This window comes from Streptomyces sp. MP131-18 (genome assembly GCF_001984575.1).
GTDB classification, from domain to species: domain Bacteria; phylum Actinomycetota; class Actinomycetes; order Streptomycetales; family Streptomycetaceae; genus Streptomyces; species Streptomyces johnsoniae.
In genome coordinates this window covers 3,956,288-3,981,794 of record NZ_LZNS01000001.1, presented here as the reverse complement: position 1 = coordinate 3,981,794, position 25,507 = coordinate 3,956,288, and the positions used below count along the sequence as shown (strand labels likewise).

Below are 25,507 nucleotides of genomic sequence, written 5' to 3'. Positions count from 1 at the left end.
CCGTGGCGAGGGCCGGGCGCCGCCCGGCTCAGTCGCGGAACTCGGCGGGGCACTTCCCCGCGGCGTCCTCCAGATGGGCCTCCGCCCAGCGGGTCAGCTCCTGGAGCGCGGGGCGCAGCTCGCGGCCCGCGGCCGTCAGCCGGTAGCTGACGCGCAGGGGCGGGCCCTCCTGGACGTGCCGGCTGACCAGGCCCTCGTTGGCCAGCTCGGTGAGCCGGTCGGACAGCATCCGTTCGCTGATGCCGGGAACGGCCCGCCGCAGCTCGGTGAAGTGCCCCGGGCCGCCCATGAGCGCGGCGATGAGCACGCCCGTCCAGCGCTTCCCGAGCAGCCCGAAAACGCGCAGCACGGCGGCGTCCGGGGCGGTGCACAGCGCGTGCCGCTCGCTCTCCGCGTCGGCCGCCAGAAGCGCCTTGTCCTGGTTGTCCGGTACTTCCAGCATGTAACCACCCTACCCGAGAGGCAGCTGGTGCAGAAAAGTAAGTCACTATGGTAAAACTAGTAGCAGCGGAAGTTTCACTTCCTAATCTAATGCTCAGACCATACGTGGAGGAACCCTCGTGGCCACGCTGCTGCACATCGACAGCTCGTTCAACGGCGACAAGTCCGTCTCCCGGGCCGTCACCGCAAGCTTCCGCCAGGCGTGGGCGGAGCAGCACCCGGAAGGCACGGTGATCTACCGCGACCTTGCCACCGACCCGCTGCCCCACCTGACCGCGGAGGCGTACTACCCCGGCTTCATCCCCGCCGAGGAGCGCACTCCGGAGCAGAAGGCCGCCTTCGCCCTGCGCGACTCCCTGGTGACGGAGCTGGAGACCGTCGACGCCGTGCTGCTCGGCGTTCCGCTGTACAACTACTCGGTGCCCTCGTCGTTCAAGGCGTGGCTCGACCACATCATCGTCGTCGGCCGCACCGCGGGGGAGGCGCCGAGCGCCGCGGGCAAGCCCGTCACCATCGTCACCAGCCGCGGCGGCTCCTACCGGCCCGGCACCCCGATGGAGGGCCGGGACTACAACCACCCGTATCTCCAGTTCGTGCTCGGCCAGCAGTTGCAGCTCGACGTCGAGTTCATCGTCCCGGAGCTGACCCTGGCCCCGACCACCCCGGCCATGGCGTCCCTGGTCGAGCAGTCCGAGGCCTCGGCCGCCCAGGCCCACGAGGACGCCCGCGCGCGGGCCAAGAGCCTGGCCACCCAGCTCGTCGCCTAGGTCCTGTCCTGTCGATCTTGTCGGATCAGCCCGCGGCGTCAGATGCGGTGCATCGCAAGGCGCCGGATCGCAGCTCATACCTGTCCGTATTCGCGCGATTCGGTAACGCAGCGAGGTGCCGTAGCTGGCGTCGCGGGCCCGGCAAGATCGGCCGGACAGGGCCTAGGTCCTGTCCTGTCGATCTTGTCGGATCAGCCCGCGGCTCCCCCAGACCCCGTCCGGGAGGTGCCCCCAGACGCGGTGCTCCCCCAGGCCCTCGGGGGCCTGGGAGGTGCCCCCATGGCGGAGGATCGCAGCTCGTACGTGGGGGTACCTCCCTGGGGGCACCTCCCAGACGAAGTCTGGGGGAGGAGTCTGGGGGACGTACTTGCGCGATGCGACAACGCAGCGTGGGGGCACCTCCCAGCCGCCAGGCTGGGGGAGTGCCGTAGCCGGCAGCGCGGCCCCGCGAAGACCCGAACGACAGGGCCTGAGCCCCGTCCTGCCCGGCCGCCGTGCTACCCGGCCGCCCGGGTCCGACCGGCCCGGTCGGCGCCGCGCCCCGCTCCCTGCCCCGGCAGCCGCGGGGACGCGGCGCCGAGCCGGTGGCGCACGCCCCGGGTGAGCCGGTCGGCGGTGAACGTGACGCCGTGCACGAAGCGCATCGCCGGGCCGAACACGGGCGCGGTCAGCAGCCCGGCGAAGAAGAGGCCCGGCCAGGACGACTCGAAGCACGCGCTCAGCGCGGGCGCCCGCGTGCCGCGCACGGTCCGCAGCTGCTCGCGCAGCGCCGGGTCGAGCAGCCGCAGCCGCCGCAGATCCGGCACGAAACCGGTCGCCGCGATCACGTACCCGGTCCTGATCACCTCACGGCCCGACCCGTCCCGCATGGCCACGTCGAGGCCGACCCCGCCGCCCGGCAGCGCTTCCGCCCGCAGCAGCCGCCGGCCGAGCCGCACCGGAACGACGCCCTCCAGGCGTTCCCGCAGCCACCAGGCACCCGCCGGGCCGAGCGCCGTCGCCGCCACCCGCGCCCGCGTCCCGGCCGGCAGCCGCCGCACCGCCCACGGCAGCTGTGCCCAGGCCCAGTTCGACCAGCCGGTGCCCAGGCCGCTGTGCGGCGCACGCAGCGCCGCCGCCGGACCGCGGCGCAGCGGCTGCGGCGGGGTGTTCCAGCACACGGCGTCCGCGCGCGCCACCACGGTGGGCCGCGCCCCCGCCTCGGCGAGCAGCGCCGCGGTCTCGAGCGCCGCCTGCCCGGCGCCGATCACCGTCACGTCCTGGCCCGCGAAGCGGGCCAGATCGCGGTGGTCGCTGCTGTGGCCGGCCAGCCCGGCGGGCAGCCCGGCCAGCGCGCCGGGGAGCGAGACGAACGGCAGCACGCCGGCCGCGAGCGCCACGTTGTGCGCGGGCAGCGGCGGGCGGCCGTCCCCCGTCTCCACCCGGAAGCCGTCCGCCCAGGGCCGCACCGCCGTCACGGTGCGTTCCTCCACCGGCAGCGGCAGCCGGTCGGCGAACCACAGCCCGTAGCGGGTGAACGTGTCGATCGGCAGCGGTTCGCCGTGCGCGGCGCGCAGGCCGCGGCCCGCGCAGTAGGCGGCCAGCGTGTCCGCGCCGGCCGGGTCGGACAGACTGGACGCCCAGGGCTCCGACTTCAGGAACATGCCGGCCGGCATGTGGTCGCGCCACGACGCCATCGGCCGGCCGAGCACCCGCACGTCGAGACCGGCCGCCGCGGCGTGCGCGGCGATCGACAGACCGTAGGGCCCGGCCCCCACCACTACCAGGTCATGCATCGCGCCACATCCTTCGCTTCCGTCACTCCGGTTTCCCCCGTTGTCCCGTCCCCGTTCCGGTTCCCGTTCGCGTTCCCGTCCTCCGCCCGTGCCCGCAGCGGGCCGCGGCGCAGCCAGCCGCCCGCCATCGCGAAGAACGGCGCCGGGTCGTCGGCCGCGAACCACGCCCACTCGACCTCGCGCCCCCCGCGCCGCCACCGCCGCCCCGCGGCGAGCGCCGCGAGCAGCCCGTAGTTCTCCGCGACGAACACCCGGCCCCGGCCGGGTGCCCGCGGCGCCGCGGGCACCGCGCGCCCCGTCAGGTCCAGGTGCAGCGCGCGCACCACGTCGAGCCCGTCCGGCCCTTCGAACAGCCGGAACTGCGCGCCCGGGCGCGGGTTGAAATCCAGCAGGTACGGCACCCCGGACCCGGCGTCGACGCGGAAGTCCAGATCGAGCACCCCGTGGTAGCCGAGGTGGTCCGCGAACCGCAGGGCCGCGCGCGCCACCGCCGGGTGCGGCAGGCGGCTGCCCACCGCCGTCAGCCCCGCCCCGACCGGCCAGGACAGGTCCTTGCGCCCGGTGCCGCCCGCCAGGAGCCTGCCGTCCGCCGCGAAACAGCCGTGGAAGAACCAGTCCGCGCCGCGGCCCCCCGGCACAAGACGCTGGAGCAGCAGCCTGCTGCCCGCGCGCCCGGCGCACGCGAACAGCCGCCGCACCTGCCCGGCTCCTGTCACCACCGTGGTGCTGCGCAGCGCCCCGCCCGGCGGCAGCAGCCACGGCCGGCTCCACTTCGCCACGGCCGGCAGCCCCAGCCGCCGCACCGCCGCCACCGCGTCCGCCGCGCTGTCCGGGACGGCCGTCCGCGGGTGCGCCAGCCCGAGCCGGCCGCACAGCGCCGCGAGTTCCGCCTTGTCCGCGGCCCGTTCCGCCGGGGCGGCGGGCCCCCGGGGCAGCAGGTAACGGCCGCGCAGCCGCCCGGCCAGCCGGGCGGCGGTGATCGCACCCAGATCGTCCATCGGGATCAGCACGGCCGGCCGGCCGATGCGCCCCGCCACCCGCAGCAGCGCCCGTTCCACCTCCGCCGCCGAGCAGGCGTCCCCGCGGAAGACGTGCCCGCGCCACAGATAACGGGAGCGGACGAGCGGGCTGCGCGCGCCCTCCACGAAGGCGTGCACCTCGACCCCCGCACGCCCCAGAGACCTGACCGCCCCCAGCGAACCGTGGTGGAACGGGTTCCGGTCCAGGCGCAGCAGCAGCGCGGGCACCCCGGCATCGAGCGGTGACGGTGACATGCCGCCGATCCTTCACCGCGGCACCGCGCCCGCCGGGCCACCGGGGCGGCGGACTCCTCGGTCGGACTACCGGAAGCGTTCGCCCGGCGCATTCCGCACACGGTGTGACTTACCCCGTGTCCCGGGCGCCCGACCGATGAGTTCCACCCGCCCGCGCGGTCCACCCACCATGACCACACCTGCCAAGGGCCCCGACCTCGCACCGACCGCGCGGCGGCTCGCCGCCCTGCTCGACGGCGTCGGCGAGGACCGTTTCGACCACCCCACCCCCTGCCCCGACTACCGGGTGCGGGACCTGCTCCAGCACCTGCTCGCCCTCACGCTCGCCTTCCGTGACGCCGCCCGCAAGGACCTCGGGCCCTGGACGAGCGTCTCCCCCGACGCACCCGACGCGCCGCGCCCGACGCTGGATGGCGACTGGCGGGGCAGGCTGCGCGAGCAGCTCGACGAGCTGGCCGCCGCCTGGCACGAGCCCGCCGCGTGGCGCGGCACCACGCAGGCCGGCGGCGTGGAGCTGCCCGGCGAGGTCGCCGGCCTCGTCGCGCTCAACGAACTGGTGTTGCACGCCTGGGATCTGGCGCGGGCCACCGGGCAGCCCTTCGCCGCCGACGAGGACGCGGCCCGCGCCTCGATCGCGCTGCTCGGCCAGGAGACGGACAACGCGGCGCGGAGCGGCACCGGCTTCGGGCCCGTCGTTCCGGTGCCGGAGACCGCGCTGCTCCTCGACCGCGCCGTCGGGCTCAGCGGCCGCGACCCGTCGTGGGCGCCGCCCGTCAGGACGTGATGCCCAGCTGGGCGGCGGCCCGCAGCCACTTGGGGAACTCGGAGAGCACCCGGTCGTACAGCTCGTCGTCCGGCACCTTCGCGATATCGGCGACGGAGAAGAACCCGACGTTGTCGATCTTGCGGCCCGGCAGCGTGTCGAACTTCTTCAGCACTCCGAAATTCGACTTGCCGAGCCCGACGAACTGCCAGAAGACCGGTTCGAGCGCCGCGTCGCGCAGCTGCTGCTCGATCTCCCTGTTGCGGTAGACGCCGCCGTCCGAGAAGAAGAGCACGAGCGTCGGCACGTCGAGCGGCCGGCGCCGCACGAACGTGCGGACGGCCTCGATGACCTTCTGCTCCTCGTTCTGGATGCCGACCATCGCCATGTCGACCTGGCCGGGCTGCCGGCCGGGCGGCGGCCCGCCGCCGTCCTTCTTCTTCCTGCGGAACATCGGCGCGTTGTGGCCCCCGACGCGGACGTGCAGCTCCAGCCACGCCGGCAGCTCGCCGAGGCGCAGGTCCGGCAGCTGCGCCGGGTTCGTCGCGAACGTCCAGGCCTGCATCTGCCCGTCGTCGTCCAGGGCGGCGGCCACGGCGGCCATCCGTTCCACCGTGTCCTTGACGACGCCGGTGCGGTACAGCTTCGTCATCGACCCCGACGCGTCGAGCACGAGCACCACGCGCGCCCGCAGGCCGCCGGGCGCGCCGTGCTTGTCCAGGCAGACGGTCACCTTCTCCTTGCGCAGCGACAGCCGTTCCCGCATCTCGGGCGGCAGCAGCTCCGTGCCCCCGAGATCCGCGGGCGGCGGCGGTGGTGGTGCCGCGGCGGGCGGCGCGGGCGGCGGCGCCTCCTCCTCGACGCTGATGCCGAAGTCGGTGGCCAGCCCGGCGAGACCCGAGTCGTAGCCCTGCCCGACCGCGCGGAACTTCCACTGCCCGTTCCGCCGGTACAGCTCCCCGCTGACGAACGCGGTCTCGCTGTCCGCCGTCATGTCGAACGCGGCCAACTCCGCGCCGCTCGCCGCGTCCTGGAGCAGCAGCCGCAGCCCGGGCAGCTCCCCGAACGTGCCGCCGTCCGCGGAGGCGGCCAGCACCACCCGTTCGATCCCGGGCTCGAGCGCGTTCAGATGCACCTCGACCGCGTCCGCGCCGGGCTGCTTGCCCACGTGCCGAACGGCGCCCGAGGCGTGCTCGGGCTGGTTGTAGAACACGAAGTCGCCGTCGCCGCGCACCTTGCCCTCGCCGGTGAGCAGCAGCGCGGAGGCGTCCGCGTCCGGCGCGTCCGGCCGGCCGGCGGCCCAGCTGAGGACGGCGCGCACGGCGCCGGCGGCGACGGGCACGTTCGCGCCCTTGCCGATGGATATGCCAGTCATCCGGCCAGTCTGCCCGCTTCCGGCCGGTCAGGCACCGAGCCCGCCGACGATCGTCGTCTCCTGCCGGGTGAACTCCCCGGTGAGCAGCGGCATCGCCGCCGCGATGGCGTCCTGCGCCTCGGGCAGGTCGAGCGACGCGTCGTGCGCCTCCTTGCTCTCCCAGACCTCCGTGACCCAGATGACGTCCGCGTCGCTGTCCGACACGCCCACGACGTACGACCGGCACCCGAACGCCCGGAGCGCGTCGGCCGACCGCAGCAGCAGCGCGGCGACCTCGTCCCGCCGCCCCGGCTCGGTCCGCATGCTTCCGATGTATCCGTACACCCCGCCACCTTCCCACCGCGCGCGGCCCGCGGCCACCGGACCGCGCGCGCCGTGCCGGTCAGTCGGTCAGTCGGTCAGTCGGTCAGCGGCAGGTAGACGCGGCGGCCTGCTTCGGCGAACTCCCTGGACTTCGCGAGCATGCCCGCCTCGATCTCCTCCTCGCTGAGCGAGGCGTCCGCGCCGTCGGGCCCGTACTTTTCCATCACCTCGCGACTGATCTTCATCGAACAGAATTTCGGCCCGCACATCGAGCAGAAGTGCGCGGTCTTCGCCGGTTCGGCCGGCAGCGTCGCGTCGTGGTAGGCGCGGGCGGTGTCCGGGTCCAGGGCCAGGTTGAACTGGTCCTCCCAGCGGAACTCGAAGCGCGCGTCGGACAGGGCGTCGTCCCGGACCTGCGCGCCGGGGTGGCCCTTGGCGAGGTCGGCGGCGTGGGCGGCGATCTTGTAGGTGATGACGCCGGTCTTCACGTCGTCGCGGTCGGGCAGACCGAGGTGTTCCTTCGGGGTGACGTAGCAGAGCATCGCCGTGCCCCACCAGGCGATCATCGCGGCACCGATACCGGAGGTGATGTGGTCGTACCCCGGGGCGACGTCCGTGGTCAGAGGGCCGAGGGTGTAGAACGGCGCCTCCTCGCACAGTTCCTGCTGGAGGTCGACGTTCTCCTTGATCTTGTCCATGGGAACGTGCCCGGGGCCCTCGATCATCGTCTGGACGTCGTGGGCCTTGGCCATACGGTTCAGCTCGGCGAGCGTGCGGAGTTCGGCGAACTGCGCCTCGTCGTTCGCGTCGGCGACGGAGCCGGGGCGCAGCCCGTCGCCGAGGGAGAACGTGATGTCGTAGGCGCGGAAGATCTCGCACAGCTCGGCGAAGTGCGTGTACAGGAAGCTCTCCTGGTGGTGCGCCAGGCACCAGGCCGCCATGATCGAACCGCCGCGGGAGACGATGCCGGTCTTGCGGCGAGCGGTCAGCGGGATGTAGCGCAGCAGCACGCCGGCGTGCACCGTCATGTAGTCCACGCCCTGCTCGGCCTGTTCGACGACGGTGTCCCGGTAGATCTCCCAGCTCAGCTCCTCGGCCCGGCCGCCGGTCTTCTCCAGGGCCTGGTAGAGGGGCACGGTGCCGATGGGCACGGGGGAGTTGCGCAGCACCCACTCGCGGGTGGTGTGGATGTCGCGGCCGGTGGACAGGTCCATGACCGTGTCGGCGCCCCAGCGGGTGGCCCACGTCATCTTCTCCACCTCCTCCTCGACGGAGGAGGTCACCGCGGAATTGCCGATGTTGGCGTTGACCTTCACCAGGAAGTTCTTGCCGATGATCATCGGCTCGGACTCCGGGTGGTTGACGTTGACCGGCAGCACCGCGCGGCCCGCGGCGATCTCGTCGCGGACGAACTCGGGGGACCGGTTCTCGCGGATCGCCACGAACTCCATCTCGGGCGTGATCACCCCGCGTCTGGCATAGGCCAGTTGTGTGACGTCCCCCGTGCCGTCGGCGCGCCGCTCCGCGATCCAGCGGTGGCGCAGCGAGGGCAGCCCGTCACGGACGTCGGTGCCGACGGCCGGGTCGGTGGCGGGCCCCGAGGTGTCGTAGAGCGTGACGGCGTTCCCGTCGGTGAGGTGGACCCGCCGCACCGGAACCCTGAGGTCCGGGCGGGAGCCGGTGAGATATGCCTTGTGCGATCCGATGGCGGCAGACGAACGTGTGTCCCGCGTGGTCATGAGACCTACTCCCTACGCCGGCATTACCCGGTAACAGGTTCGGCGGTCGGCGCAGCCCCAGCGCCCTCTCAGCCCCGTGCTCGGAGCTCCCGCGATGTGCAAACTCGCGCTCCCACGCTAACGGCACACCGGCCGGGCTGAACAGTGGGCCTGGCTTTTTACGCGATGATCGGCACGTGACCGAACGCGACGAAGCCACGCTGGAACCCCCCGCCCGCCCGCCTCATCCGCACGGCCACACCCACCACCACGGTGGACCGGTGGCCCCCGTCTCGGGCCATCTGCGCCGGGTGATAGCGGCCGTTCTGATCCCGTTCGCCGGTGCCGTGGTGGCCGGTATGGTGCTGCTGTGGCCGGGCGGCGCGCCCGAGCAGCACGAGCACACCGGCGTCGGGTTCGACCAGCAGCACGAGCAGGCGCGGGTGACTGCTGTCACCGAAGTGCCGTGCGACGAGGTCGGGGTCCAGGTGCCGCGGGGCGTGTCGGGCGCGTGCGAACAGGCGGCGGTCGAGGTGACCTCGGGGCCGCACGCCGGGCGCTCGTTCGAGGAAGTGGTCCCCCCGGACGCGACCCAGCGCTACCACGTCGGTCAGGAGGTGATCGTCGCCTACGCCCCCGACGCGCCAGAGGAGTTGCAGTATCACGTCACAGATGTGAACCGCAAAGCCCCCATGCTGGTGCTCGCGGTGGTCTTCGCGCTCGCGGTGGTCGCGGTGGGCCGGCTGCGCGGGCTGCTCGCGCTCGTGGGCCTCGTGATCAGTTTCGCCGTGCTGACGCTGTTCATCCTGCCGGCCATCCTGCACGGCTCGAACCCGCTGCTCGTGGCCGTGATCGGCGGCAGCATGATCATGCTGGTGACGCTGTATCTGTGCCACGGGGTGAACGCGCGCACCTCGGTGGCCGTGGTCGGCACGCTGGTCTCACTGGTGCTGATCGGGCTGCTCGGCTCGCTGTTCATCGGGTGGGCGGCGCTGACCGGCAACACCGACGACCAGACCGGCCTGGTGCACAGCCTCTATCCGGGCATCGAGATCCGCGGCCTGCTGCTCGCCGGCATCCTCATCGGCTCGCTCGGCGTGCTCGACGACGTGACCGTGACGCAGACCTCGGCCGTGTGGGAGCTGAAGCAGGCCGACCCCGGGGCGAGTTGGCTGAAGCTGTACCGGGCCGGCATGCGGATCGGCCGCGACCACATCGCCTCGGTCGTCAACACGCTGGTACTGGCCTACGCGGGCGCGGCGCTGCCGCTGCTCCTGCTGTTCACCATCGCGCACAGCAGCGTGGGCACCGTCGCGTTCAGCGAGCTGGTCGCCGAGGAGATCGTACGGACGCTGATCGGATCGGTGGGCCTGGTGGCGTCGGTGCCGGTCACGACACTGCTCGCGGCGCTCGTGGTGAACGCCGACCGGCACCCGGCGGCGGCGGTCCCGCCGCCTACCAGCCGCCACCGGAGGAGGAAGAAGAGGTGAACTTCCGCACCACGAAGATCAGGACGGCGACCAGGGCGGCGAACAGCAGGATACGGAACAGCAGCCCGACGACCCACGTGATCAGGCCGATCAGCAGGGTGCCGAAGACGACGAGCGCGATGGCGGGAATGGCGACCCACCGCACCCACCCCGGCAGTGTCATAAAGGCTTCCTTCATTGCCACGGCTCCTGTTCCGCGCGTGCTTCTGCCCCCGGTGTCCATCCCGATGCTATGCGTGCCGGGGCGGCACCGGGAGTCCCACCGGCCCCGGTCCTCCCCTGAACCGCCCCTGACGCCGACCCTGAGAAGCGGCCTGCCGGGGCGGCCCGGGGCCGCGTTCAGCCCTCGGGCGGGGAGAACATGATGAGCACCCGCAGGTCCTCCGTGATGTGGTGGAACCTGGCCTGCACCCCGGCCGGGACGTAGACCACGCTGCCGCGCGCCACCATGGTCGTCTCCTCGCCGACCGTCATCGAGGCCCGCCCGCTGACCACGAAATTGACGACGTCCTGCCGCTGCGGGCGCTGCGGGTCGGACTGGCCCGCGTTCAGCGCGTACAGGCCCACCGACATGTTGCGTTCGCGAAGAAAGCGCAGGTACGCGCCGTCGTTCGCGATGCGTTCCGCCTCCAGCTGGTCCAGCCGGAATTCCTTCATCGGCTCATTCCCCTTGCGCCGCCCGTGCCATCTGAAACGATCTCCTGTATGACAAGCATTCTGGTTCGGTTCCTCGCCAATGCGGTGGCCCTGGCCGCCGCCGTCTGGCTGGTGGACGACATCACCCTGGGGCAGGACGACGCGAGCACCGGCGGCAAGACGGTGACGCTGCTCATCGTCGCGCTGATCTTCGGCCTGGTGAACCTGATCGTCAAGCCCGTGGTGAAGCTTCTGTCGCTCCCCGTGCTGATTCTCACTCTCGGCCTGTTCACCCTGATCATCAACGCCCTGATGCTGATGCTCACCGGCTGGATCGCCGGCGACTCCTTCGAGGTCGGCGGATTCGGCTCCGCGGTTCTCGGCGGACTGATCATCTCCATCGTGTCCTGGGCGGTCAACCTGGTGTTCGACCGTGACTGACCCGCCCGGCACCACCCGCCGGCGGCAGCCGGAGGCCGAGGAGGCCGAGGAGGCCGAGGAGGCCGAGGAGGCAGAATGAACGATGTGCGCGCAACGGACATCGCCCGCCGCGTGGCCGCGCTGACCGGCGCGGCCCCCGTCGCCGCGCACCCCGTCTCCGGCGGCGAGATATGCGCGGCCTACCGCGTAGAACTGGGCGACGGGCGCACCGTGTTCGCCAAGACGCTGCGCCGGCCGCCGCCCCACTTCTTCGCCGCCGAGGCCGTCGGCCTCGACCTGCTGCGCAGCACCGGCGCCGTGGCCGTTCCCGCGGTGCTGGCCGCGTTCCCCGACCTGCTGGTGCTGGAATGGGTCGACACCGCGGCGCCCTCACCCGCCCAGGCGGAACGGCTCGGCCGCGAGCTGGCCACCCTGCACGCCACGGCCGCGCCGCACTACGGCGCCCAAGGACCCCTCTACCTCGGGCCCGTGCCGCTGGACACGCCCGCGCCGCCCGTCACGGAACCGGCCGGCTGGCCCGCCTACCACGCCCAGTACCGGCTGCTGCCCCTGCTGCGGCTGGCCGTCGACAGCGGCGGCATCGACGCGGCCGACGCCAGGGATGTCGAACGGCTGTGCGGGAGCATCGCGGACGTCGCGGGGCCGCCGCAGCCGCCGGCCGTCATCCACGGCGACCTGTGGGCCGGGAACATCCTGTGGACGCCCGACGGCCGCCCGCACCTCATCGACCCGGCCGCCCAGGGCGGGCACCCCGAGGCGGATCTCGCGTTCCTCGAAGGATCGGACTGCCCCCACTTCGACCGCGTGATCGCCGCCTACGAGGAGGTGCGCCCGCTGCCTGGCCGCCGGGCCCGCGCGCCCCTGCACCAGCTGCACCACGTCCTCATCCACGCGGCGCTCTTCGGCGGCGCCTACGGCCCGGAGAGCGGCGCCGCCGCGCGGGCCGCGCTCGCCGCCTGAGATCCGGCGGCGGCGGGGCGGCGGAACCAGCGGGGGCGGAAGGCCCGTTTCCGCCCGATACCCGTACACTTGTGCGGCCGGAGAAGGCGCACTGTGAGGGAGGCACCGCGGATGACCGGGGACGGAACACGAGCCGTGCGGGCCGGGCTGCCCGAGGCCGCGGCGTACCAGCCGCCGGTTCCGGGGCCGGTGCTCGCCGCCCACTTCCACCTGCCGGGCGACCCCGCCGAGGCGCCCTACGGGTACGGCCGCGAGAACAACCCGACCTGGGCCGCACTCGAAGCCGCCGTGGCCGGTCTCGAGTCCCCTGGCACACCGGCCCACGCGGCCGTCTTCCCCTCCGGCATGGCCGCCACCTCGGCCGTGCTGTTCGGCCTGCTGCGCCCCGGCGACACGGCCGTCCTGCCCGCCGACGGCTACCAGTTGCTGCCGCGCCTCCGCGAGCGCCTGGAGGCGTTCGGCATCACCGTCCGCACCGCGCCGACCGCGGGCGACGCCCAGCTCGCGGCCCTCGACGACGGCGTGCGGCTGCTGTGGATCGAAAGCCCGTCGAACCCCGGCCTCGACGTCGCCGACATCCGCCGCCTCGCCGCGGCCGCCCACGCGCACGGGGCGCTCGTCGCCGTCGACAACACGCTCGCCACGCCGCTCGGCCAGCGTCCGCTCGACCTGGGCGCCGACCTGTCCGTGGCCAGCGGCACCAAGGCGCTCAACGGCCACGGCGACGTGCTGCTCGGCTACACCGTCACCCGCGATCCGGCGCTCGCCGACGCGCTCAGGGCGTGGCGCACCACCACGGGCGCCATCGTCGGTCCGATGGAGGCGTGGCTGGCCCACCGCGGCATCGCCACGCTCCACCTGCGCGTCGAACGCCAGCAGATCAACGCGCTCGCCGTCGCCACCGCACTGCGCGAACGCCAGGAAGTCGCCGACCCGCGCTACCCGGGCCTCCCCGAGGACCCGGCGCACGCCGTGGCGGCCCGCCAGATGCGGCGGTTCGGCTGCGTGGTCTCGTTCACCCTGCCGGACCGCGAGCACGCCGAACGGTTCCTCGCCGCGCTCCGCCTGGTGGACGACGCGACCAGCTTCGGCGGGGTGCGTTCCACGGCGGAGCGCCGCGGCCGGTGGGGCGGCGACCCGGTGCCCGAGGGGTTCGTGCGGCTGTCCGTCGGCGTGGAGGACACCGCGGACCTCGTCGCCGACGTGCGGCAGGCCCTCGACGCCGCGAACGCGCCCGCATGAAGGTTTCGCCCCGGACCCGTCGGGCCACATGAATTCCATGACCCCTGCGGAACCCGTGGTCAAGCGCACCGCCCGTGCCATCCTGCTCGACGGGCCCGACCTCATCGTCATCAAGCGCACCAAACCGGGCCGCCCGCCGTACTGGATCACTCCGGGCGGCGGCGTCGAGCCCTCCGACGCCTCGGTGCTCGACGCCCTGCACCGCGAAGTGCACGAGGAGTTGGGCGCCGAGGTCACGGACGTGGTGCCCGCGTTCGTCGACACCGTGCCGCACACGCCGAAGCCAGGCGAACGCACCCCGCCCGGGCTGAAGGTGCAGCACTTCTTCGTGTGCCGCCTGGCCACCATGGACCCGGCGCTGCGGCACGGGCCCGAGGTGGAGGAGCCGCGCGGCACCTACGAGACCGTGCGGCTGCCGTTCACGCCGGAGGGGCTTGCCTCCGTCGACCTGGTCCCGGCCTCACTGCGGGCCTACCTGTCCCGCAACATCGCGGGCGTCCGCGCGCTGCTCGCCGGTGACCTCGCACCGTCGGGCCCCGGCTAGCCCGGCTGGGCCGAAGGACTAACCGAACCAGCCGCCGCCGCCCTCGGTGCCCCCGCCGTGGCTCCTGGCCCGTTCGAGTGCGCGCCGCGCCTCCTCCTGCCACGCCCGCACGTCCGGCGGCGGGGGCACGGACGGTGCGGGGGGCGCGGGGGGCATGGGCGCGGGGGCCAGGGCCCGCGCCGGCAGGGGCGCGGGTGCGGGAGGGACGGCGGGCGCCGGAGCGGGCAGCGCGGGTGCGGGCGCGGCAGAGGCGGGCGCGGCAGGGGCGGCAGGCGCGGCGGGCAGCCCGTTCAGCTCGCGTGTCCTGCGCACCTGCGCCTCGCGGGCCACCCCGAAGAAGTCCCCGCCCTTGCGCTTGTAGTCGTCCGTCCCCCACTCGCGCGCGGTGCGCCGCGACGCCTTGACCAGCTGCGGAATGTGCTTGGCGCAGTGGATGTACGCCTCCACGACATCGATGCGCACCCACAGCTCCGCGCGGCGGCCCGGCACCGTGTCGGAGGGCAGCTCCGGGTGGGCCGCCCGCAGTTCGGCGTCCGGAACGATCCGGGCCGTGCCGTTGATGTGCAGGCCGATCCGCGCCCGGTCGAAGTCCATCAGCAGCAGTCCGGCGCGCGGATTCTCGGTGATGTTGCCCAGGGAGGCGTGCACGCCGTTCCCCCGGTACTCGGGATACGCGAGCGACCGCGGATCGAGCACGTGCAGGAAGCCCGCCGGTCCGGCGCGGAAGCTGTTGTCGCACTCGCCGCGGGCGTCCGAGGTGGCCAGGAAGAACATCTCCTGCCTGGCCACGAACTCGCGCATCCGCTCGTTCAGATGGTCGAGCACCTGCTCGTCGTAAAAGCGCTCCGCGCGCCGCTCGGTACCGAGGCGCCGCTGGATGGCGCGCTCGCCCTCACCGCCCGGCCGCGCGGGAAGAGCCGGCAGGTGCCCGCTCCCCTGGCCCATGCCTGATATTCCTGACATTCCGCTACTTCACTTCTTACCGTTTCGGTCTGCTGTTGCGACTCTGCCGTCCGCTGCCGCGGCTATCTGCCGCCCGAAGCAACGAGTGTGCCCAGGAAGTCGTGCCATATCCGGTCCTGCGGAACTCCCGAGGACACCAGCGCGTCCACGCTTTTTCTGATCATCTGCGGCGGCCCCGACAGATACCCGTCGAACTCCCGCCACGGCCCGAACTCCCGTACCGCTTCCGGAAGCCGACCCGCGAATCCGCGGGTTGCCAGCTCGGCGACGACCGGGCGCACGGACAGCCACGGGAGGCGCCGTTCCAGATCGAGAAAGGAGTCCAGGTCGTACAGGTCCGCGTCGCGGTTCGCACCGAAGAACACCTCCACCGGTCGGCGCCGCCCGTGCTCGGCGACATCTTCCACCAGCGCCTTGATCGGCGCGATTCCCGTACTGCCGCCCACGCACAGCAGCCCGCGGCTCGACGCGTGGTCCACCGCCATCGACCCGGCGGGCGGCCCGAGCCTGATCACGTCCCCGCGTCTCGCCCGGTGCACGAGCGAGCGCGAAACCCAGCCCGCCGGCACGGCCTTGACGTGGAAGGACAGCAGCCCGTCCGCGCGCGGGCACGAGGCGAACGAGTAGGACCGCCACACCCGCGGCCACCACGGCGTCTCCACGCTGGCGTACTGCCCGGCACGATACGGGTACGGCTGGTCGGGCCGGACGGTGACCACCGCCACCTCGCTGGTGCGCCGTTCGTGGGAGACGATCTCCGCCTGCCACCACGGCGGCGCGCGCAGCTCGTCCTCCGCCGCCGCGTCGATCATCGTCTGGCTGAACACCGTGTACGCCCGGACCCACGCGGCCTCGGCCGCCGCGTCCCACGTCCGCGGGGCGTAGCGCTCCAGCGCGTAGATCAGCGCCTCGCCGACGGCCGGGTAGTGGTCGGCCCGCGTGCCGTACTTGCGGTGGCCGCGGCCGAGATGGCCGAGGTAGTCGGTCAGCCCGACCGTGTCGTCGATCTGCTCGGCCGCCGTCAGCAGCGCGCCGAACAGGCGGTCGCGCTGCGTGTCCATCGCCGGGGGGAACAACTCGCGCAGTCCGGGGTTGTGCAGGAAGAGCAGCGCGTAGAAGTACGAGGTGGCCTCGTCCGCATGGGGCTCGATCTCGGCGAGTGTGCGCCTGATCGCGACCGCGTCGGGCGAAGGCGCCCGCTTCCCCTGCCCGTTCGCGTGTCCGCTCCCGGTGGTGGTGGCGCCGTCGTCGGCCGATATCGCGGTCATGACCCTGCCTCGCCTCGATCAACTCCCGGTCGCACAGCGTGTCAGCGCGCTCACCGGGAGCGGGTGGTTAACCGGAAACCCGGCCATCGAGCCCCCCGCATCCCATAAACTGAACGGCTTCACGCCTCCGGGATGCGCAACAGACCCTACCGTTACGCGGCTGAGACACAAGCCCCTTCCGGATACGTGCGGTTCATGGGGTTTCTCCCGTTTCCTAGACTGCCGGCATGAATATCACCATGCGGCGGGCCACGGCGGACGACATTCCCCACATCGTCGCCATGCTCGCCGACGACGTGCTCGGAGCCGGCCGCGAGGACCCGGCCGACCTCACGCCGTACCTCGCCGCCTTCGCACGCATCGACGCCGACCCACACCAGCACCTGCTGGTCGCCGAACGGGACCAGGACGGCCGCGTGGTGGGCACCCTCCAGCTCAGCATCCTCCACGGCCTCTCCCGCAAAGGCTCCTCCCGCGCCCTCATCGAGTCCGTGCGCGTCGCCGCGGAAGCCCGCGGCACCGGCCTGGGCAGCGAGCTGATCCGGCGGGCCGTCGAGGAGGCGGGGCGGCAGGGCTGCGCCCTCGTCCAGCTCACCTCGGACGCCACCCGCACCGACGCGCACCGCTTCTACGAAAAACTCGGGTTCCGGCCGACGCACGTCGGCTTCAAGCTGCCGCTGTGACCCGTCCGGCCCGTATCGCGCCCGCCCCGGCTCACCGGCTCACCGCCAGCCGCCGGGGTCGGTGCCGCCCGGCACCGCGGAGCCCGGCTCGTAGGGCTCCCGGGTGAGGACGAACGAACCCACGTCGAGGTGGTCGGCCGTCCCGTCCTGCCGCCGCACCACCCGCAGCGTCTCCCCCGCGTAGTAGCCCTCGCGTCCCGTCCACGCGCCGTCCCCCGCCGGATCGAAGCGCGAACGCCGCCCGCCGCCCGCCGCGGGGCCGAGCGACAGCACGCCCCCGGCGTGCAGCCGCAGCACGACGGGGGCCGTACCCCAGTGCCACACGCCGGTCAGCGCGACGAGGCCCGGGTCCGCGTCCCGGGCCGGGCGCCACGGTTCCGGCGGTGCCGGCTCGTGCCGGGCGACGAGGTCGAGCAGCCCGGCCGTCAGGGCCGACGTCGCGACGCCCGACGTCGCGTTCGCCAGCGCCACCGCCCCGAGCCGTTCCTCCGGGGCCGCCCACACGCTCGCGACGTAACCGGGCAGCGAGCCCCCGTGCCCGGCGAGCAGCCGCCCCTCGCGCCGCGCCACCTGGAGGCCGAGGCCGTAGCCGGTGTCCCAGTCCGCCGGTTCCGGTGCCGCCGCGGGCGCGCGCAGCTCCGCCACGCCCGCGGCGCCGAGGACCCGCGGATCGCCCGCGAGCAGGAACGCCGCGAACCTCGCCAGGTCGCCGGCCGTCGACCACAGCTGCCCGGCCGCCGCGAGCCGTCCGAGATCCACCGCGGGCTCCGGCTGCCGTACGTCGGCGTACGGGTGCACGGCCCAGCCCGCCGCGTACGGCGCCTCGGGCCGCGCGCCGGTGCGCGTCATGCCCAGCGGCGCGAGGACCTCTTCGCGCAGCACCTCGGCCCAGGGGGCGCCGCGCAGCTTCTCGATCAGCGCGCCGAGCAGGGCGTAGCCGGGGTTGGAGTAGTGGAACCGCCGGCCCTGCGGATGCTTCTGCGGCCGGTCGCCGAAGACGTCCGCGAGCTCGGGGCGCAACTCACCGTCCGTGCGCTCCCACCACGGCCCGCGCGCCTCCGCCGCGAGCCCCCCGGTGTGCGCAAGCAGCTGCGCGACCGTGGCGCCGCCCCCGTGCGGCGTGGACAGGTGCGCCCCCACCGGATCGCCGAGGTCGAGCAGCCCCTCCTCCCGCAGCCGCAGCACCTGCACCGCCGTCAGCGACTTCGTGATCGAGCCGATGCGGTACTGCACCGTCGCCGGGTCCGCGCCAGGCGGCAGCTCGCCGCGGCCGCCCGTCCAGACCGTCCGGCCCTCCCGCACCACCGCGGCCACCACGGACGGGGCCCGGCCCTCCGCCTGGGTCACGGCGAGCCGGTGGTCGAGGGCCCGGCGGGTGGCGGGCAGCAGTTCTGCGTCTCCGTCTGTCATGCCGCCACTCATACCCCGCCGGTGCCGCCGCGCCACGGGCGGACGCCCGACGCCCGTACTCGATCCCGAGTAGCCGCGGATACTCCGCCCGTCAGACGCACCGCCGGGGGCCGGCGCGGGAGCGTGAGGGGCATGTCCACGCTCTCCCGCCCCGCCCGCAAAACGTTCCTCGTCGCCCACATCGTCGTGTCCGTCGGCTGGCTCGGCCTCACCCTGTGCCTGCTGGTCCTCGCGCTCGCCGCGGCGGTCACCGGGTCCGAGGACACCGCGGCGGCCGCCTACCGTTCCATGCGCATCTTCGGCGACTGGCTGCTCGCGCCGCTGGCACTGTCCGCGCTCGCCACCGGCCTCGTGCTCTCGCTCGGCACCCCGTGGGGACTGATCCGCCACCGGTGGGTTCTGATCAAATTCGTTCTCACCCTGATCACCGCAACCGCCTCGGTGTTCGCGCTCCGCGCCGGAATCAACGAGGCCGCCGCCGCGGTCGACGCCGGAACGCCCGTGACCGATCCGGGCGGGCTCGTCATTCCCCCGGCCGTCGCGCTGACCGCCTACCTGTTCATGACCGCGATCTCGGTGCTCAAGCCCTGGGGCACGACCCGCTGGGGGCGGCGCGCCGCGGCGGCGAACCGGCGCCCCGCGCGAAAAACGGTCGCCGCCCCCGGCGCCGGTCGGACAGGCTGAGGAACGTGACGCCTGCCTCCGCGCCCTCGCCGCCGCCCTCGCCTACGCCTTCGCCGCTTTCCTCGCCGCCGTCTGCCCCGCCCGCCTCGCTCCCCGTTCGCGCGCTCACCCCCGCCGACCTGACCGCCTGCCTCGACCTGGCCGCCGAACACGGCTGGACCCGCGAGGAGCACAAGTGGCGGCTGCTGCTGACCGCGGGCCAGGGCCTGGGCATCGACGCGCCCGACCGGCCCGGCACCCTGCTGGCCACCCTCGTCCTCACCTCCTACGGCGAGACCCACCGCTGCATCGGCATGGTGCTCGTCGCGGCCCGCTTCGCACGCCGCGGCGTCGGCCGCCACCTGATGCGGCACGCCCTCGACTCCTGCGGCGCAGCCGCCGTGTTCCTCACCGCCACGGCGAACGGCCGCCCGCTGTACGAGCAGCTCGGGTTCGCGCCCGTCGGCACCGTCACGACCCTCCGCGGCACGTTCACCGGCGCGGCGCCGGCGCCCGCCCCCGCGGGCACGGTGCTGCGGGCGGCCACGGCCGCGGACATACCGGCGATCCTCGCCTACGACCGCCCCGTCTTCGGCGCCGACCGCACCGAACTGCTCACCAGGCTCCCGGCGTTCGCCGACCAGATCCTGGTCGCGCACGCCCCCGGCGGGCGGCTCACCGGCTACGCCGCGGCCTGGCCGAACGAAACCACCACCGTCATCGGCCCCGCCCTCGCCGACGACCAGCCCACCGCGCGCGCCCTCGTCGCAAGCCTGGCCGCCGGCGCGCCGATGCCGGTGCGCTTCGACGTCGACCCGCGCCATCCGGGACTGGCCGACTGGCTGCGCGCCAACGGGCTCACCGGCGACTACGTCTGCACCCTCATGGTCCGGGGCGCCCCTGACCTCCCGGGCGACATCGACCGCCGCTTCGCCCCCTTGTCCGTCGCTCTCGGCTGAGCCGGACGACCACCCGCGCGCCCCACGGCCCCCGGCCGCGGCGACCCGTCCGATTCGTTCAATACCGGCGGGTCCGCCGCTGCCTAGGCTGCCTCGCATGACACCTCGACTCGACCTCATCGGCATCCTCACCGACGACCTCGCGGCCTCGCTCGCCTTCTACCGCCGCCTCGGCCTCGACATCCCCGCGGGCGCCGAGCAGGAGCCGCACGTGGAAACCGTGCTTCCCGGCGGCCTCCGTCTCGCCTGGGACGCCGCGGAGGTCGTCGGCGGCACCGGGCCCGACGCGGTCCCGCCACCGGCCGGGCGGCGCATCGCCCTCGCGTTCCTGTGCGACGGGCCCGCCGACGTCGACCGGCAGTACGCCGCCCTCGTGCAGGCCGGGTACACCGGGAGCAAGGACCCCTGGGACGCGTTCTGGGGCCAGCGCTACGCCATCGTCCTCGACCCCGACGGGAACGGCGTGGACCTCTTCGCGCCGCTCGCCCCGGCTCAGCCGGGGAACTGACCCGAGGTGTCCCCGACCCGGCCCGCCACCAGGGCCGAAAGGGGCGCCCCGGCAAGGCCCTTCACCTCGCGCGCCAGGTGCGCCTGGTCCGCGTACCCGGCGAGCACCGCCGTCGCGGCCAGGGGCGTGCCGTTCCTGGCCAGGTCGAGCGCCCGCTGCATCCGCAGCACGCGCGCCAGGGTCTTGGGGCCGTAGCCGAACGCCGACAGGCTCCGCCGCCGTAGCTGCCGCTCGCTCAGGCCGAGCCGCTCCGCCGTCTCCGCGACCCCGCGGCCCGAGCGCAGCGCGGCCAGCACGGCGGGCCGCCACGCCCCGCCGGGGTCCGCCGCCCGGCGCAGCCGCCCCTCCGCGATCGCCTCGAGCACGGCGCCCGCGCCGCCCGGCGCCGCCGCCAGCCGCTCCGACAGCTCGCGCACCCGCGCCCCGTTCCACAGCACGTCCAGGGGAACGCGCCGGTCCGTCAGCTCGTCCGCGGGCACGCCGAGCACCGCGGGCGCCGCCCCCGGCGCGAAGCGCAGCCCGGTGACCTCCTGCCCGTGCACGACGGTGAACACGTGGGCGCGCGTGTCGGGCCCCGCCACGGACAGCCGTCCCGCGCTCCAGATCAGATCCATGCAGCCGTCCGGCAGCACGCGGCCGGACGAGTCGGCATCGCCCCGGCTGCTCCACACCACCGCGCCGCCCCCGAAGCGCGCAGGACGTTCCCGGTACATGCCCCCAGGATGCACCATGGCACGCTTGTTCCCATGCGGCAGCTGGCCCTGATCACCCTCGTCGTCCCCGACTACGACGAGGCCATCGCCTACTACACCGGCCGCCTCGGTTTCACGCTCCGCGAGGACACCCCGCTGGGGCCCCCGGAGCCCACGGGCAAACGCTGGGTCGTCGTCGCGCCGCACCCCGACGCCGCCACCGGCCTGCTCCTCGCCCGCGCCACGACCGGGCACCAGCGCAGCAGGATCGGCGACCAGACCGGCGGGCGCGTCGGCTTCTTCCTGCACACCGACGACTTCGACGGCGACTTCGCCCGCCTGACCGCGGCGGGCGTCACGGTCGTGCGGCCACCGCGGAGCGAGCCCTACGGCACCGTCGCCGTCTTCGCCGACCTCTACGGCAATCTCTTCGACCTCATCCAGGCCGCCCAGGGGGACGGCAGGCCCTCCGCGTAGGCACGCAGCAGTTCGAGCAGCCGGTTGCCCGGCTGCGCCGACCAGTGTCCGCCGCGTGTGTCGGGCGGGGTGGGCAGCCGGGCGACGGCCCAGGCCAGGTGGTGCGTGAGCACCCCGGCCGTCCACGCCCGCCCGGTGTCCGCGTCCGGCACCCCGTCCAGGTATCCCGTCAAGACCTCGGGCACCCGGCGCAGCGGCACCTTGGCGAACTCCGCCGCCGGATCGGCCAGCGCCGCGTCCCCCCAGTCCAGCAGCGCCACCAGACCGCCGCCCCGCCCACCGAGCACCAGGTTCGCCGCCGACACGTCACCGTGAATCAGCACGGGACCCGGCGGCGCCGGCCGCGCCGCCGCAAGCTCGGCCAGCCACCCTGTGAGCCAAGCCCCGAGACCCGCGCCCAGATACCCGGCCGCCACCAGCCGTTCGATACCGGGCGCCGGGTCCGCCGGCTCGTCCCGCGGAACGCCTGCCGCCACCCCGGACGGGACGGACGCGCCGTGCAGCAGCGCCAGTTCGCGGCCGAGCTCCCGGTACGCCCGCGGCCCCGGCTCGTTCGCCGCGCGCCCGTGGACCCGCCACAGCACGGCCCAGGGGCCCGGCAGGTCCTCGTCCCCCTCGCCGTACGCCACCAGTTCGGGCGTGCGCAGGCCGAGCCCGGTCGCGAACGGCACGACCAGCGCCTCCTTGCGCAGGTCCGCGGCGCAGCCCGGCTCCGGCCTCGCCACCTTCACCACCAGGTGCTCGCCCAGCAGGAAGACCGTACCGGCCACTCCCTGGAACGGCGCGGGCAGCACCTCGTCCGCGCCGATCCCGTGCCGCCGGGCCAGCGCGCGCACCGCGCATGGGACTTGGAGGCCGCCCTGGTTGCCGTCGTTGCCGTCGTTGCCGTCAATGCCGCCGCTCATGCGCGGGGACCTTACCGGCCGCGCTCCGCCCGCGTCCTCAGGGCCCTTACGGCGGCCGGCTCCGCCGGCGCCCGTGGTCGTGCACGAGACCGAGCAGCCGGATCAACTCCCGCCGCTCCGCGGGCGACAGCGGCGCGAGCAGCGCCTCCTGCGCCCGGCCGAGCGCCTCGTCGGCCCGCTCCAGCCGGCCGCGGCCCCCCGGCGTCAGGGTGATCACATTGCGCCGGCGGTCGGCCGGGCCGGGGTTGCGCACCACCTGCCCGCTCGCCACCAGCTCGTTGAGCGCGGCCACACGTCGCTCCGGTCGATGCCGCACCTGCGGCCGAGCGCCGCCTGACTGGCCGGGCCGAACTCGGCCAGCGCGGCGAGCAGCGCGCAGTGGTAACGCCGGGCGCCGATCGAGGCGAAGGCTTCCGTGACCAGCCGGCCCGAGTGCGTCGCCGCGTGCGGGAGAAGCCAACTCGCCCTCCCCCGCGGCCGCTCGGGGGCCCGGTCACCGGCCGCCGCATCCATGGCCATGCCCTGACAACCCCGTGCTCAGAAGCCGCCCTCCATGTTGACGAAGCGCGAGTAGTGCCCCTGGAAGGCCACGGTGATCGTGGCGGTGGGGCCGTTCCTGTGCTTGGCCACGATCAGGTCGGCCTCGCCCGCGCGCGGCGACTCCTTCTCGTAGGCGTCCTCGCGGTGCAGCAGGATGACCATGTCCGCGTCCTGCTCGATCGAACCGGACTCGCGGAGGTCCGAGATCATCGGCTTCTTGTCGGTGCGCTGCTCGGGTCCCCGGTTCAGCTGGGACAGCGCGACCACGGGCACCTCCAGCTCCTTCGCCAGCAGCTTCAGGTTTCGCGACATCTCGGAGACCTCCTGCTGCCGGCTCTCCGGGCGGCGGCTGCCGCCGGTCTGCATCAGCTGGAGGTAGTCGATGACGATGAGCTGCAGGTCGTTCCGCTGTTTCAGGCGGCGGCACTTGGCCCGGATCTCCATCATCGACAGGTTGGGCGAGTCGTCGATGTAGAGCGGGGCCTCGTTCACCTCCGCCATCTGCCGGGCCAGCCGGTTCCAGTCCTCGTCCGTCATGCTGCCCGAGCGCATGTGGTGCAGCGCGACCCGCGCCTCGGCGGAGAGCAGGCGCATCGCGATCTCGTTCCGCCCCATCTCCAGGGAGAAGATCACGCTCGGCAGCTTGTGCTTGATCGAGCACGCGCGCGCGAAGTCGAGCGCCAGCGTCGAGTTGTGCGTGGGGACCATCGAGCGGGTGGCGAGATACAGGTGATCCGCATTGTCCACCTGGACACAGCGGACCGGCACACTGGCGACCTCCCGGACACCGGTGATGACCCGCTGCCCCGGTTTCGCCGTCCCTGGGCGCCTGCGCTCCCCATGGACCCGCCGCTTGCGTTCCAGCGCGAACACGTCATCCGTGGGTGTGAACGTGATGAGGTACGCGGTGGAGGAACCCACGGATCGCCCCTTGACCGGTCCGGTCCGCACCCCGCAGCGATAGCCGAGGCCGACGATCAGCTCACGGCAGCCCTCGGCCAGGCTCCGGCCGGTCACCGCAAGCTGCACGGAGCCGGTGTCCGTGACCGTCCCACCCGTGTCCAGCAGGCCCGCGAGGAGTGCCCTGCGCTGCGCGGCGGACCCGCGCAGATAGCTCAGCGGAATGTGCTTGTTCCGCAGCACGCCCAGCTCCCGCAGCCGCACGAGGAGGCTGCCGTGCCTCCTGGAGCAGGAGGCACAACGAGGCTCGGAGGAGGCCGGGAAGCAGGTCTCGCCGCAATCCACGCACGCGGTGTGGGGCTGGGGAGCCGAGAGGAGCCGCACCCTGCCGCCACAGGAGCGGCCACAGGTCCGGACATGGGCGGGCTCGGGCACGAAGGGCTTTCCGCAGACCGCACACGTCCGCTCGACCGCCTCGGAGGCCCGGACGGCGAAGCGCAGGGCATAGGTGATCGACGCCCCCACCCGGCGGACCTCGAAACCCTCGTCCGCGATGCGGCGGATGAGCTCCGCGTCCGCCGAGGTGATCCTGGCGGCGGCCCTGTGACCGTCCCCGAGCCAAGCGCCCAGGACGTACGGGGGAATCGGCAGGTCCTGCTGGGGCAGGCAGAGCGGGGCCGAATTCCGCACGGTGTGGTTGTGGCGGGCACCGGCCGTGGGGCAGTAGAGGGTTTCGGCGATTTCCTTGGTGGTCCTGACCGCCGCCGGGACGCGCGCGGACCTGCGCGAAGCCCTGGTGTCCGTGGTGTCCGTGGTGTCCGTGAGCCACTGGTGATCCGCGTCGGCAATCACGGTCGTGCCGTCGTCGAACGCCACCTCGTAGCACGGTCGTCCGGTCATCACATTGGTGGCTTCCACCACCCGGGTCGGCTTACCCGCCGCGTCGAGCAGATAGTCGCCCGGCCGTACCTCGCCCATGGTGGTCCACCCGGTGGGGGTGGGCAGCGGGGTGTCGAGCGCCAGCGCCTTGCCCATCGCCGGCCGCGCCGCGATGACGATCATCTGGCCCGGATGCAGCCCGTTCGTCAGGGAGTCCAGGTCCGTGAAGCCGGTCGGCACGCCGGTCATCTCGCCGCTGCGATTGCTGATGGCCTCGATCTCGTCGAGCGCGCCCTCCATGATGTCGCCGAGCGGCATGTAGTCCTCGGCCGTCCGCTGCTCGGTGACCGCATAGATCTCGGCCTGCGCGGAGTTGACGATGTCGTCCACGTCGCCGTCCGCCGCGTACCCCATCTGGGTGATACGGGTGCCCGCCTGCACCAGCCGGCGCAGCACCGCACGGTCGTGGACGATCTCGGCGTAGTACTCCGCGTTGGCCGCCGTCGGCACCACGTTGACCAGCGAGTGCACGTAGCCCGCGCCGCCCACTCTGGCCAGCTCGCCGCGTTTGGTCAGCTCCGCGGAGATCGTGATGGGGTCCGCGGGCTCGCCCTTGGCGTACAGGTCGAGGATCGCCGTGTAGATCGTCTCGTGCGCGGGCTTGTAGAAGTCGAGGCCGCGCAGGACCTCGACGACGTCGGCGATGGCGTCCTTGGACATCAGCATGCCGCCGAGCACGGACTGCTCGGCCGCCAGGTCCTGCGGGGGGACGCGCTCGAAGGCGGCGCGCTCCTCGTCCCCGCCGTCCGGGCTGTGCCGCGGGCGCGCCACGGGCGGCGGCTCCCCGGTGTCGGGTGGCCCGCCCCACGGCCCCGCGTGCTCGTCGAGATCAGCCATCGACCCCGCCTCCCTCCGGCCTCGAACCGCCGCG

At 73.7% G+C, this 25,507-nt stretch carries 27 protein-coding genes and 1 riboswitch; of the genes, 12 read left to right on the top strand and 15 right to left on the bottom strand.

Features of this window, described 5'->3' with window-relative positions:
- Positions 1-28: 28 nt before the first annotated feature.
- Positions 29-373: a helix-turn-helix domain-containing protein gene (locus STBA_RS17825; protein ID WP_077063405.1), complete on the bottom strand. Its 345-nt coding sequence runs from the start codon at positions 371-373 to the stop codon at positions 29-31.
- A gap of 187 nt (positions 374-560) precedes the next feature.
- On the opposite strand from STBA_RS17825, the gene STBA_RS17820 reads away from it, so the two are divergent.
- A complete protein-coding gene (locus STBA_RS17820; protein WP_077060193.1) occupies positions 561-1,208 on the top strand; it encodes an NAD(P)H-dependent oxidoreductase in 648 nt (215 codons plus the stop codon).
- Between the two features lie 497 nt (positions 1,209-1,705).
- Here the strand turns inward: STBA_RS17820 and STBA_RS17815 are convergent, their stop codons facing one another.
- Together STBA_RS17815 and STBA_RS17810 are read right to left on the bottom strand one after the other, a co-directional pair.
- The gene (locus STBA_RS17815) at positions 1,706-2,983 is read right to left on the bottom strand and encodes an NAD(P)-binding domain-containing protein (protein ID WP_077060192.1); all 1,278 of its coding nucleotides are present in this window, start codon (positions 2,981-2,983) and stop codon (positions 1,706-1,708) included.
- Positions 2,968-4,257 carry an ATP-grasp domain-containing protein gene (locus STBA_RS17810; protein ID WP_077060191.1) on the bottom strand — a complete coding sequence of 430 codons (1,290 nt, stop codon included), beginning with the start codon at positions 4,255-4,257 and terminating at the stop codon, positions 2,968-2,970. The genes STBA_RS17815 and STBA_RS17810 overlap by 16 nt, the downstream gene beginning before the upstream one ends.
- 169 nt (positions 4,258-4,426) lie before the next feature.
- On the opposite strand from STBA_RS17810, the gene STBA_RS17805 reads away from it, so the two are divergent.
- On the top strand, positions 4,427-5,041 hold the full coding sequence (locus STBA_RS17805) for a TIGR03086 family metal-binding protein (protein WP_077060190.1): 615 nt from the start codon (positions 4,427-4,429) through the stop codon (positions 5,039-5,041).
- On the opposite strand, the gene STBA_RS17800 is transcribed toward STBA_RS17805, so the two are convergent.
- The 3 genes from STBA_RS17800 to thiC form a co-directional block, all read right to left on the bottom strand.
- The gene (locus STBA_RS17800) at positions 5,031-6,395 is read right to left on the bottom strand and encodes a VWA domain-containing protein (RefSeq protein WP_077060189.1); all 1,365 of its coding nucleotides are present in this window, start codon (positions 6,393-6,395) and stop codon (positions 5,031-5,033) included. The two genes, STBA_RS17805 and STBA_RS17800, sit on opposite strands and share 11 nt — an antisense overlap.
- A gap of 27 nt (positions 6,396-6,422) precedes the next feature.
- Positions 6,423-6,719: a putative quinol monooxygenase gene (locus STBA_RS17795; protein WP_253194807.1), complete on the bottom strand. Its 297-nt coding sequence runs from the start codon at positions 6,717-6,719 to the stop codon at positions 6,423-6,425.
- 74 nt (positions 6,720-6,793) lie between these two features.
- Positions 6,794-8,437 carry a phosphomethylpyrimidine synthase ThiC gene (gene thiC / locus STBA_RS17790; protein ID WP_077060188.1) on the bottom strand — a complete coding sequence of 548 codons (1,644 nt, stop codon included), beginning with the start codon at positions 8,435-8,437 and terminating at the stop codon, positions 6,794-6,796.
- Positions 8,429-8,540: riboswitch (TPP riboswitch) on the bottom strand. (Overlaps the previous gene by 9 nt.)
- Before the next feature lie 73 nt (positions 8,541-8,613).
- Here thiC and STBA_RS17785 point away from each other — a divergent pair.
- Positions 8,614-9,906 (top strand): YibE/F family protein, encoded by a 1,293-nt coding sequence (locus tag STBA_RS17785; protein WP_077060187.1) that lies wholly within the window; start codon positions 8,614-8,616, stop codon positions 9,904-9,906.
- Here STBA_RS17785 and STBA_RS17780 read toward each other — a convergent pair.
- The gene (locus STBA_RS17780) at positions 9,872-10,084 is read right to left on the bottom strand and encodes a DUF5326 family protein (protein WP_077060186.1); all 213 of its coding nucleotides are present in this window, start codon (positions 10,082-10,084) and stop codon (positions 9,872-9,874) included. The genes STBA_RS17785 and STBA_RS17780 overlap by 35 nt on opposite strands.
- A 161-nt stretch (positions 10,085-10,245) precedes the next feature.
- Positions 10,246-10,563: a cupin domain-containing protein gene (locus tag STBA_RS17775; RefSeq protein ID WP_077060185.1), complete on the bottom strand. Its 318-nt coding sequence runs from the start codon at positions 10,561-10,563 to the stop codon at positions 10,246-10,248.
- 48 nt (positions 10,564-10,611) lie between these two features.
- Between STBA_RS17775 and STBA_RS17770 the strand changes: the two genes are divergently transcribed.
- From STBA_RS17770 to STBA_RS17755, 4 genes are all read left to right on the top strand, one after another.
- A complete protein-coding gene (locus tag STBA_RS17770; protein WP_077060184.1) occupies positions 10,612-10,983 on the top strand; it encodes a phage holin family protein in 372 nt (123 codons plus the stop codon).
- A 75-nt stretch (positions 10,984-11,058) separates the two neighbouring features.
- On the top strand, positions 11,059-11,943 hold the full coding sequence (locus STBA_RS17765; RefSeq protein WP_077060183.1) for a fructosamine kinase family protein: 885 nt from the start codon (positions 11,059-11,061) through the stop codon (positions 11,941-11,943).
- A 111-nt stretch (positions 11,944-12,054) separates the two neighbouring features.
- A complete protein-coding gene (locus STBA_RS17760; RefSeq protein ID WP_077060182.1) occupies positions 12,055-13,185 on the top strand; it encodes a cystathionine gamma-lyase in 1,131 nt (376 codons plus the stop codon).
- A 37-nt stretch (positions 13,186-13,222) separates the two neighbouring features.
- Positions 13,223-13,729 (top strand): NUDIX hydrolase, encoded by a 507-nt coding sequence (locus STBA_RS17755; protein ID WP_077060181.1) that lies wholly within the window; start codon positions 13,223-13,225, stop codon positions 13,727-13,729.
- A gap of 18 nt (positions 13,730-13,747) precedes the next feature.
- Here STBA_RS17755 and STBA_RS17750 read toward each other — a convergent pair whose 3' ends face one another.
- Positions 13,748-14,692 (bottom strand): pyridoxamine 5'-phosphate oxidase family protein, encoded by a 945-nt coding sequence (locus STBA_RS17750; RefSeq protein ID WP_079251995.1) that lies wholly within the window; start codon positions 14,690-14,692, stop codon positions 13,748-13,750.
- Positions 14,693-14,754: 62 nt separating this feature from the next.
- Positions 14,755-15,960, bottom strand: a complete 1,206-nt coding sequence (locus tag STBA_RS17745) for a globin domain-containing protein (protein WP_077060180.1) — start codon at positions 15,958-15,960, stop codon at positions 14,755-14,757.
- 227 nt (positions 15,961-16,187) lie between these two features.
- On the opposite strand from STBA_RS17745, the gene STBA_RS17740 reads away from it, so the two are divergent.
- Positions 16,188-16,643 carry a GNAT family N-acetyltransferase gene (locus STBA_RS17740; RefSeq protein WP_077060179.1) on the top strand — a complete coding sequence of 152 codons (456 nt, stop codon included), beginning with the start codon at positions 16,188-16,190 and terminating at the stop codon, positions 16,641-16,643.
- Between the two features lie 39 nt (positions 16,644-16,682).
- On the opposite strand, the gene STBA_RS17735 is transcribed toward STBA_RS17740, so the two are convergent.
- Positions 16,683-18,053: a serine hydrolase domain-containing protein gene (locus STBA_RS17735; protein WP_171987725.1), complete on the bottom strand. Its 1,371-nt coding sequence runs from the start codon at positions 18,051-18,053 to the stop codon at positions 16,683-16,685.
- A 132-nt stretch (positions 18,054-18,185) separates the two neighbouring features.
- Between STBA_RS17735 and STBA_RS17730 the strand changes: the two genes are divergently transcribed.
- The 3 genes from STBA_RS17730 to STBA_RS17720 all read left to right on the top strand — a co-directional run bounded on the left by STBA_RS17730 (position 18,186) and on the right by STBA_RS17720 (position 20,183).
- Positions 18,186-18,737: a DUF2269 family protein gene (locus tag STBA_RS17730; RefSeq protein ID WP_077060178.1), complete on the top strand. Its 552-nt coding sequence runs from the start codon at positions 18,186-18,188 to the stop codon at positions 18,735-18,737.
- A 119-nt stretch (positions 18,738-18,856) separates the two neighbouring features.
- On the top strand, positions 18,857-19,675 hold the full coding sequence (locus STBA_RS17725; RefSeq protein WP_077063402.1) for a GNAT family N-acetyltransferase: 819 nt from the start codon (positions 18,857-18,859) through the stop codon (positions 19,673-19,675).
- Between the two features lie 97 nt (positions 19,676-19,772).
- The gene (locus tag STBA_RS17720) at positions 19,773-20,183 is read left to right on the top strand and encodes a VOC family protein (protein WP_077060177.1); all 411 of its coding nucleotides are present in this window, start codon (positions 19,773-19,775) and stop codon (positions 20,181-20,183) included.
- Here STBA_RS17720 and STBA_RS17715 read toward each other — a convergent pair.
- Entirely contained in the window at positions 20,168-20,896 is a 729-nt protein-coding gene (locus STBA_RS17715) for a DUF6597 domain-containing transcriptional factor (RefSeq protein WP_077060176.1), read from the bottom strand. The genes STBA_RS17720 and STBA_RS17715 overlap by 16 nt on opposite strands.
- A gap of 33 nt (positions 20,897-20,929) precedes the next feature.
- On the opposite strand from STBA_RS17715, the gene STBA_RS17710 reads away from it, so the two are divergent.
- On the top strand, positions 20,930-21,352 hold the full coding sequence (locus STBA_RS17710; protein ID WP_077060175.1) for a VOC family protein: 423 nt from the start codon (positions 20,930-20,932) through the stop codon (positions 21,350-21,352).
- Here the strand turns inward: STBA_RS17710 and STBA_RS17705 are convergent.
- The 3 genes from STBA_RS17705 to dnaB all read right to left on the bottom strand — a co-directional run bounded on the left by STBA_RS17705 (position 21,292) and on the right by dnaB (position 25,473).
- Entirely contained in the window at positions 21,292-22,257 is a 966-nt protein-coding gene (locus STBA_RS17705; RefSeq protein ID WP_079251992.1) for an aminoglycoside phosphotransferase family protein, read from the bottom strand. The genes STBA_RS17710 and STBA_RS17705 overlap by 61 nt on opposite strands.
- 46 nt (positions 22,258-22,303) lie before the next feature.
- Positions 22,304-22,549 (bottom strand): hypothetical protein, encoded by a 246-nt coding sequence (locus STBA_RS39505; protein ID WP_366510819.1) that lies wholly within the window; start codon positions 22,547-22,549, stop codon positions 22,304-22,306.
- Between the two features lie 245 nt (positions 22,550-22,794).
- Positions 22,795-25,473 (bottom strand): replicative DNA helicase, encoded by a 2,679-nt coding sequence (gene dnaB / locus STBA_RS17695; RefSeq protein WP_079251991.1) that lies wholly within the window; start codon positions 25,471-25,473, stop codon positions 22,795-22,797.
- Positions 25,474-25,507: the final 34 nt, after the last annotated feature.

Coding starts and splice junctions, on each gene's coding strand:
- STBA_RS17815 (WP_077060192.1), bottom strand. CDS start 2,983: ATGCATGACCTGGTAGTGGTGGGGGCCGGGCCCTACGGTCTGTCGATC.
- STBA_RS17810 (WP_077060191.1), bottom strand. CDS start 4,257: ATGTCACCGTCACCGCTCGATGCCGGGGTGCCCGCGCTGCTGCTGCGC.
- STBA_RS17805 (WP_077060190.1), top strand. CDS start 4,427: ATGACCACACCTGCCAAGGGCCCCGACCTCGCACCGACCGCGCGGCGG.
- STBA_RS17800 (WP_077060189.1), bottom strand. CDS start 6,395: ATGACTGGCATATCCATCGGCAAGGGCGCGAACGTGCCCGTCGCCGCC.
- thiC (WP_077060188.1), bottom strand. CDS start 8,437: ATGACCACGCGGGACACACGTTCGTCTGCCGCCATCGGATCGCACAAG.
- STBA_RS17780 (WP_077060186.1), bottom strand. CDS start 10,084: ATGAAGGAAGCCTTTATGACACTGCCGGGGTGGGTGCGGTGGGTCGCC.
- STBA_RS17775 (WP_077060185.1), bottom strand. CDS start 10,563: ATGAAGGAATTCCGGCTGGACCAGCTGGAGGCGGAACGCATCGCGAAC.
- STBA_RS17770 (WP_077060184.1), top strand. CDS start 10,612: ATGACAAGCATTCTGGTTCGGTTCCTCGCCAATGCGGTGGCCCTGGCC.
- STBA_RS17765 (WP_077060183.1), top strand. CDS start 11,059: ATGAACGATGTGCGCGCAACGGACATCGCCCGCCGCGTGGCCGCGCTG.
- STBA_RS17760 (WP_077060182.1), top strand. CDS start 12,055: ATGACCGGGGACGGAACACGAGCCGTGCGGGCCGGGCTGCCCGAGGCC.
- STBA_RS17755 (WP_077060181.1), top strand. CDS start 13,223: ATGACCCCTGCGGAACCCGTGGTCAAGCGCACCGCCCGTGCCATCCTG.
- STBA_RS17750 (WP_079251995.1), bottom strand. CDS start 14,692: ATGTCAGGAATATCAGGCATGGGCCAGGGGAGCGGGCACCTGCCGGCT.
- STBA_RS17745 (WP_077060180.1), bottom strand. CDS start 15,960: ATGACCGCGATATCGGCCGACGACGGCGCCACCACCACCGGGAGCGGA.
- STBA_RS17740 (WP_077060179.1), top strand. CDS start 16,188: ATGAATATCACCATGCGGCGGGCCACGGCGGACGACATTCCCCACATC.
- STBA_RS17735 (WP_171987725.1), bottom strand. CDS start 18,053: ATGACAGACGGAGACGCAGAACTGCTGCCCGCCACCCGCCGGGCCCTC.
- STBA_RS17730 (WP_077060178.1), top strand. CDS start 18,186: ATGTCCACGCTCTCCCGCCCCGCCCGCAAAACGTTCCTCGTCGCCCAC.
- STBA_RS17720 (WP_077060177.1), top strand. CDS start 19,773: ATGACACCTCGACTCGACCTCATCGGCATCCTCACCGACGACCTCGCG.
- STBA_RS17715 (WP_077060176.1), bottom strand. CDS start 20,896: ATGTACCGGGAACGTCCTGCGCGCTTCGGGGGCGGCGCGGTGGTGTGG.
- STBA_RS17710 (WP_077060175.1), top strand. CDS start 20,930: ATGCGGCAGCTGGCCCTGATCACCCTCGTCGTCCCCGACTACGACGAG.
- STBA_RS17705 (WP_079251992.1), bottom strand. CDS start 22,257: ATGAGCGGCGGCATTGACGGCAACGACGGCAACGACGGCAACCAGGGC.
- dnaB (WP_079251991.1), bottom strand. CDS start 25,473: ATGGCTGATCTCGACGAGCACGCGGGGCCGTGGGGCGGGCCACCCGAC.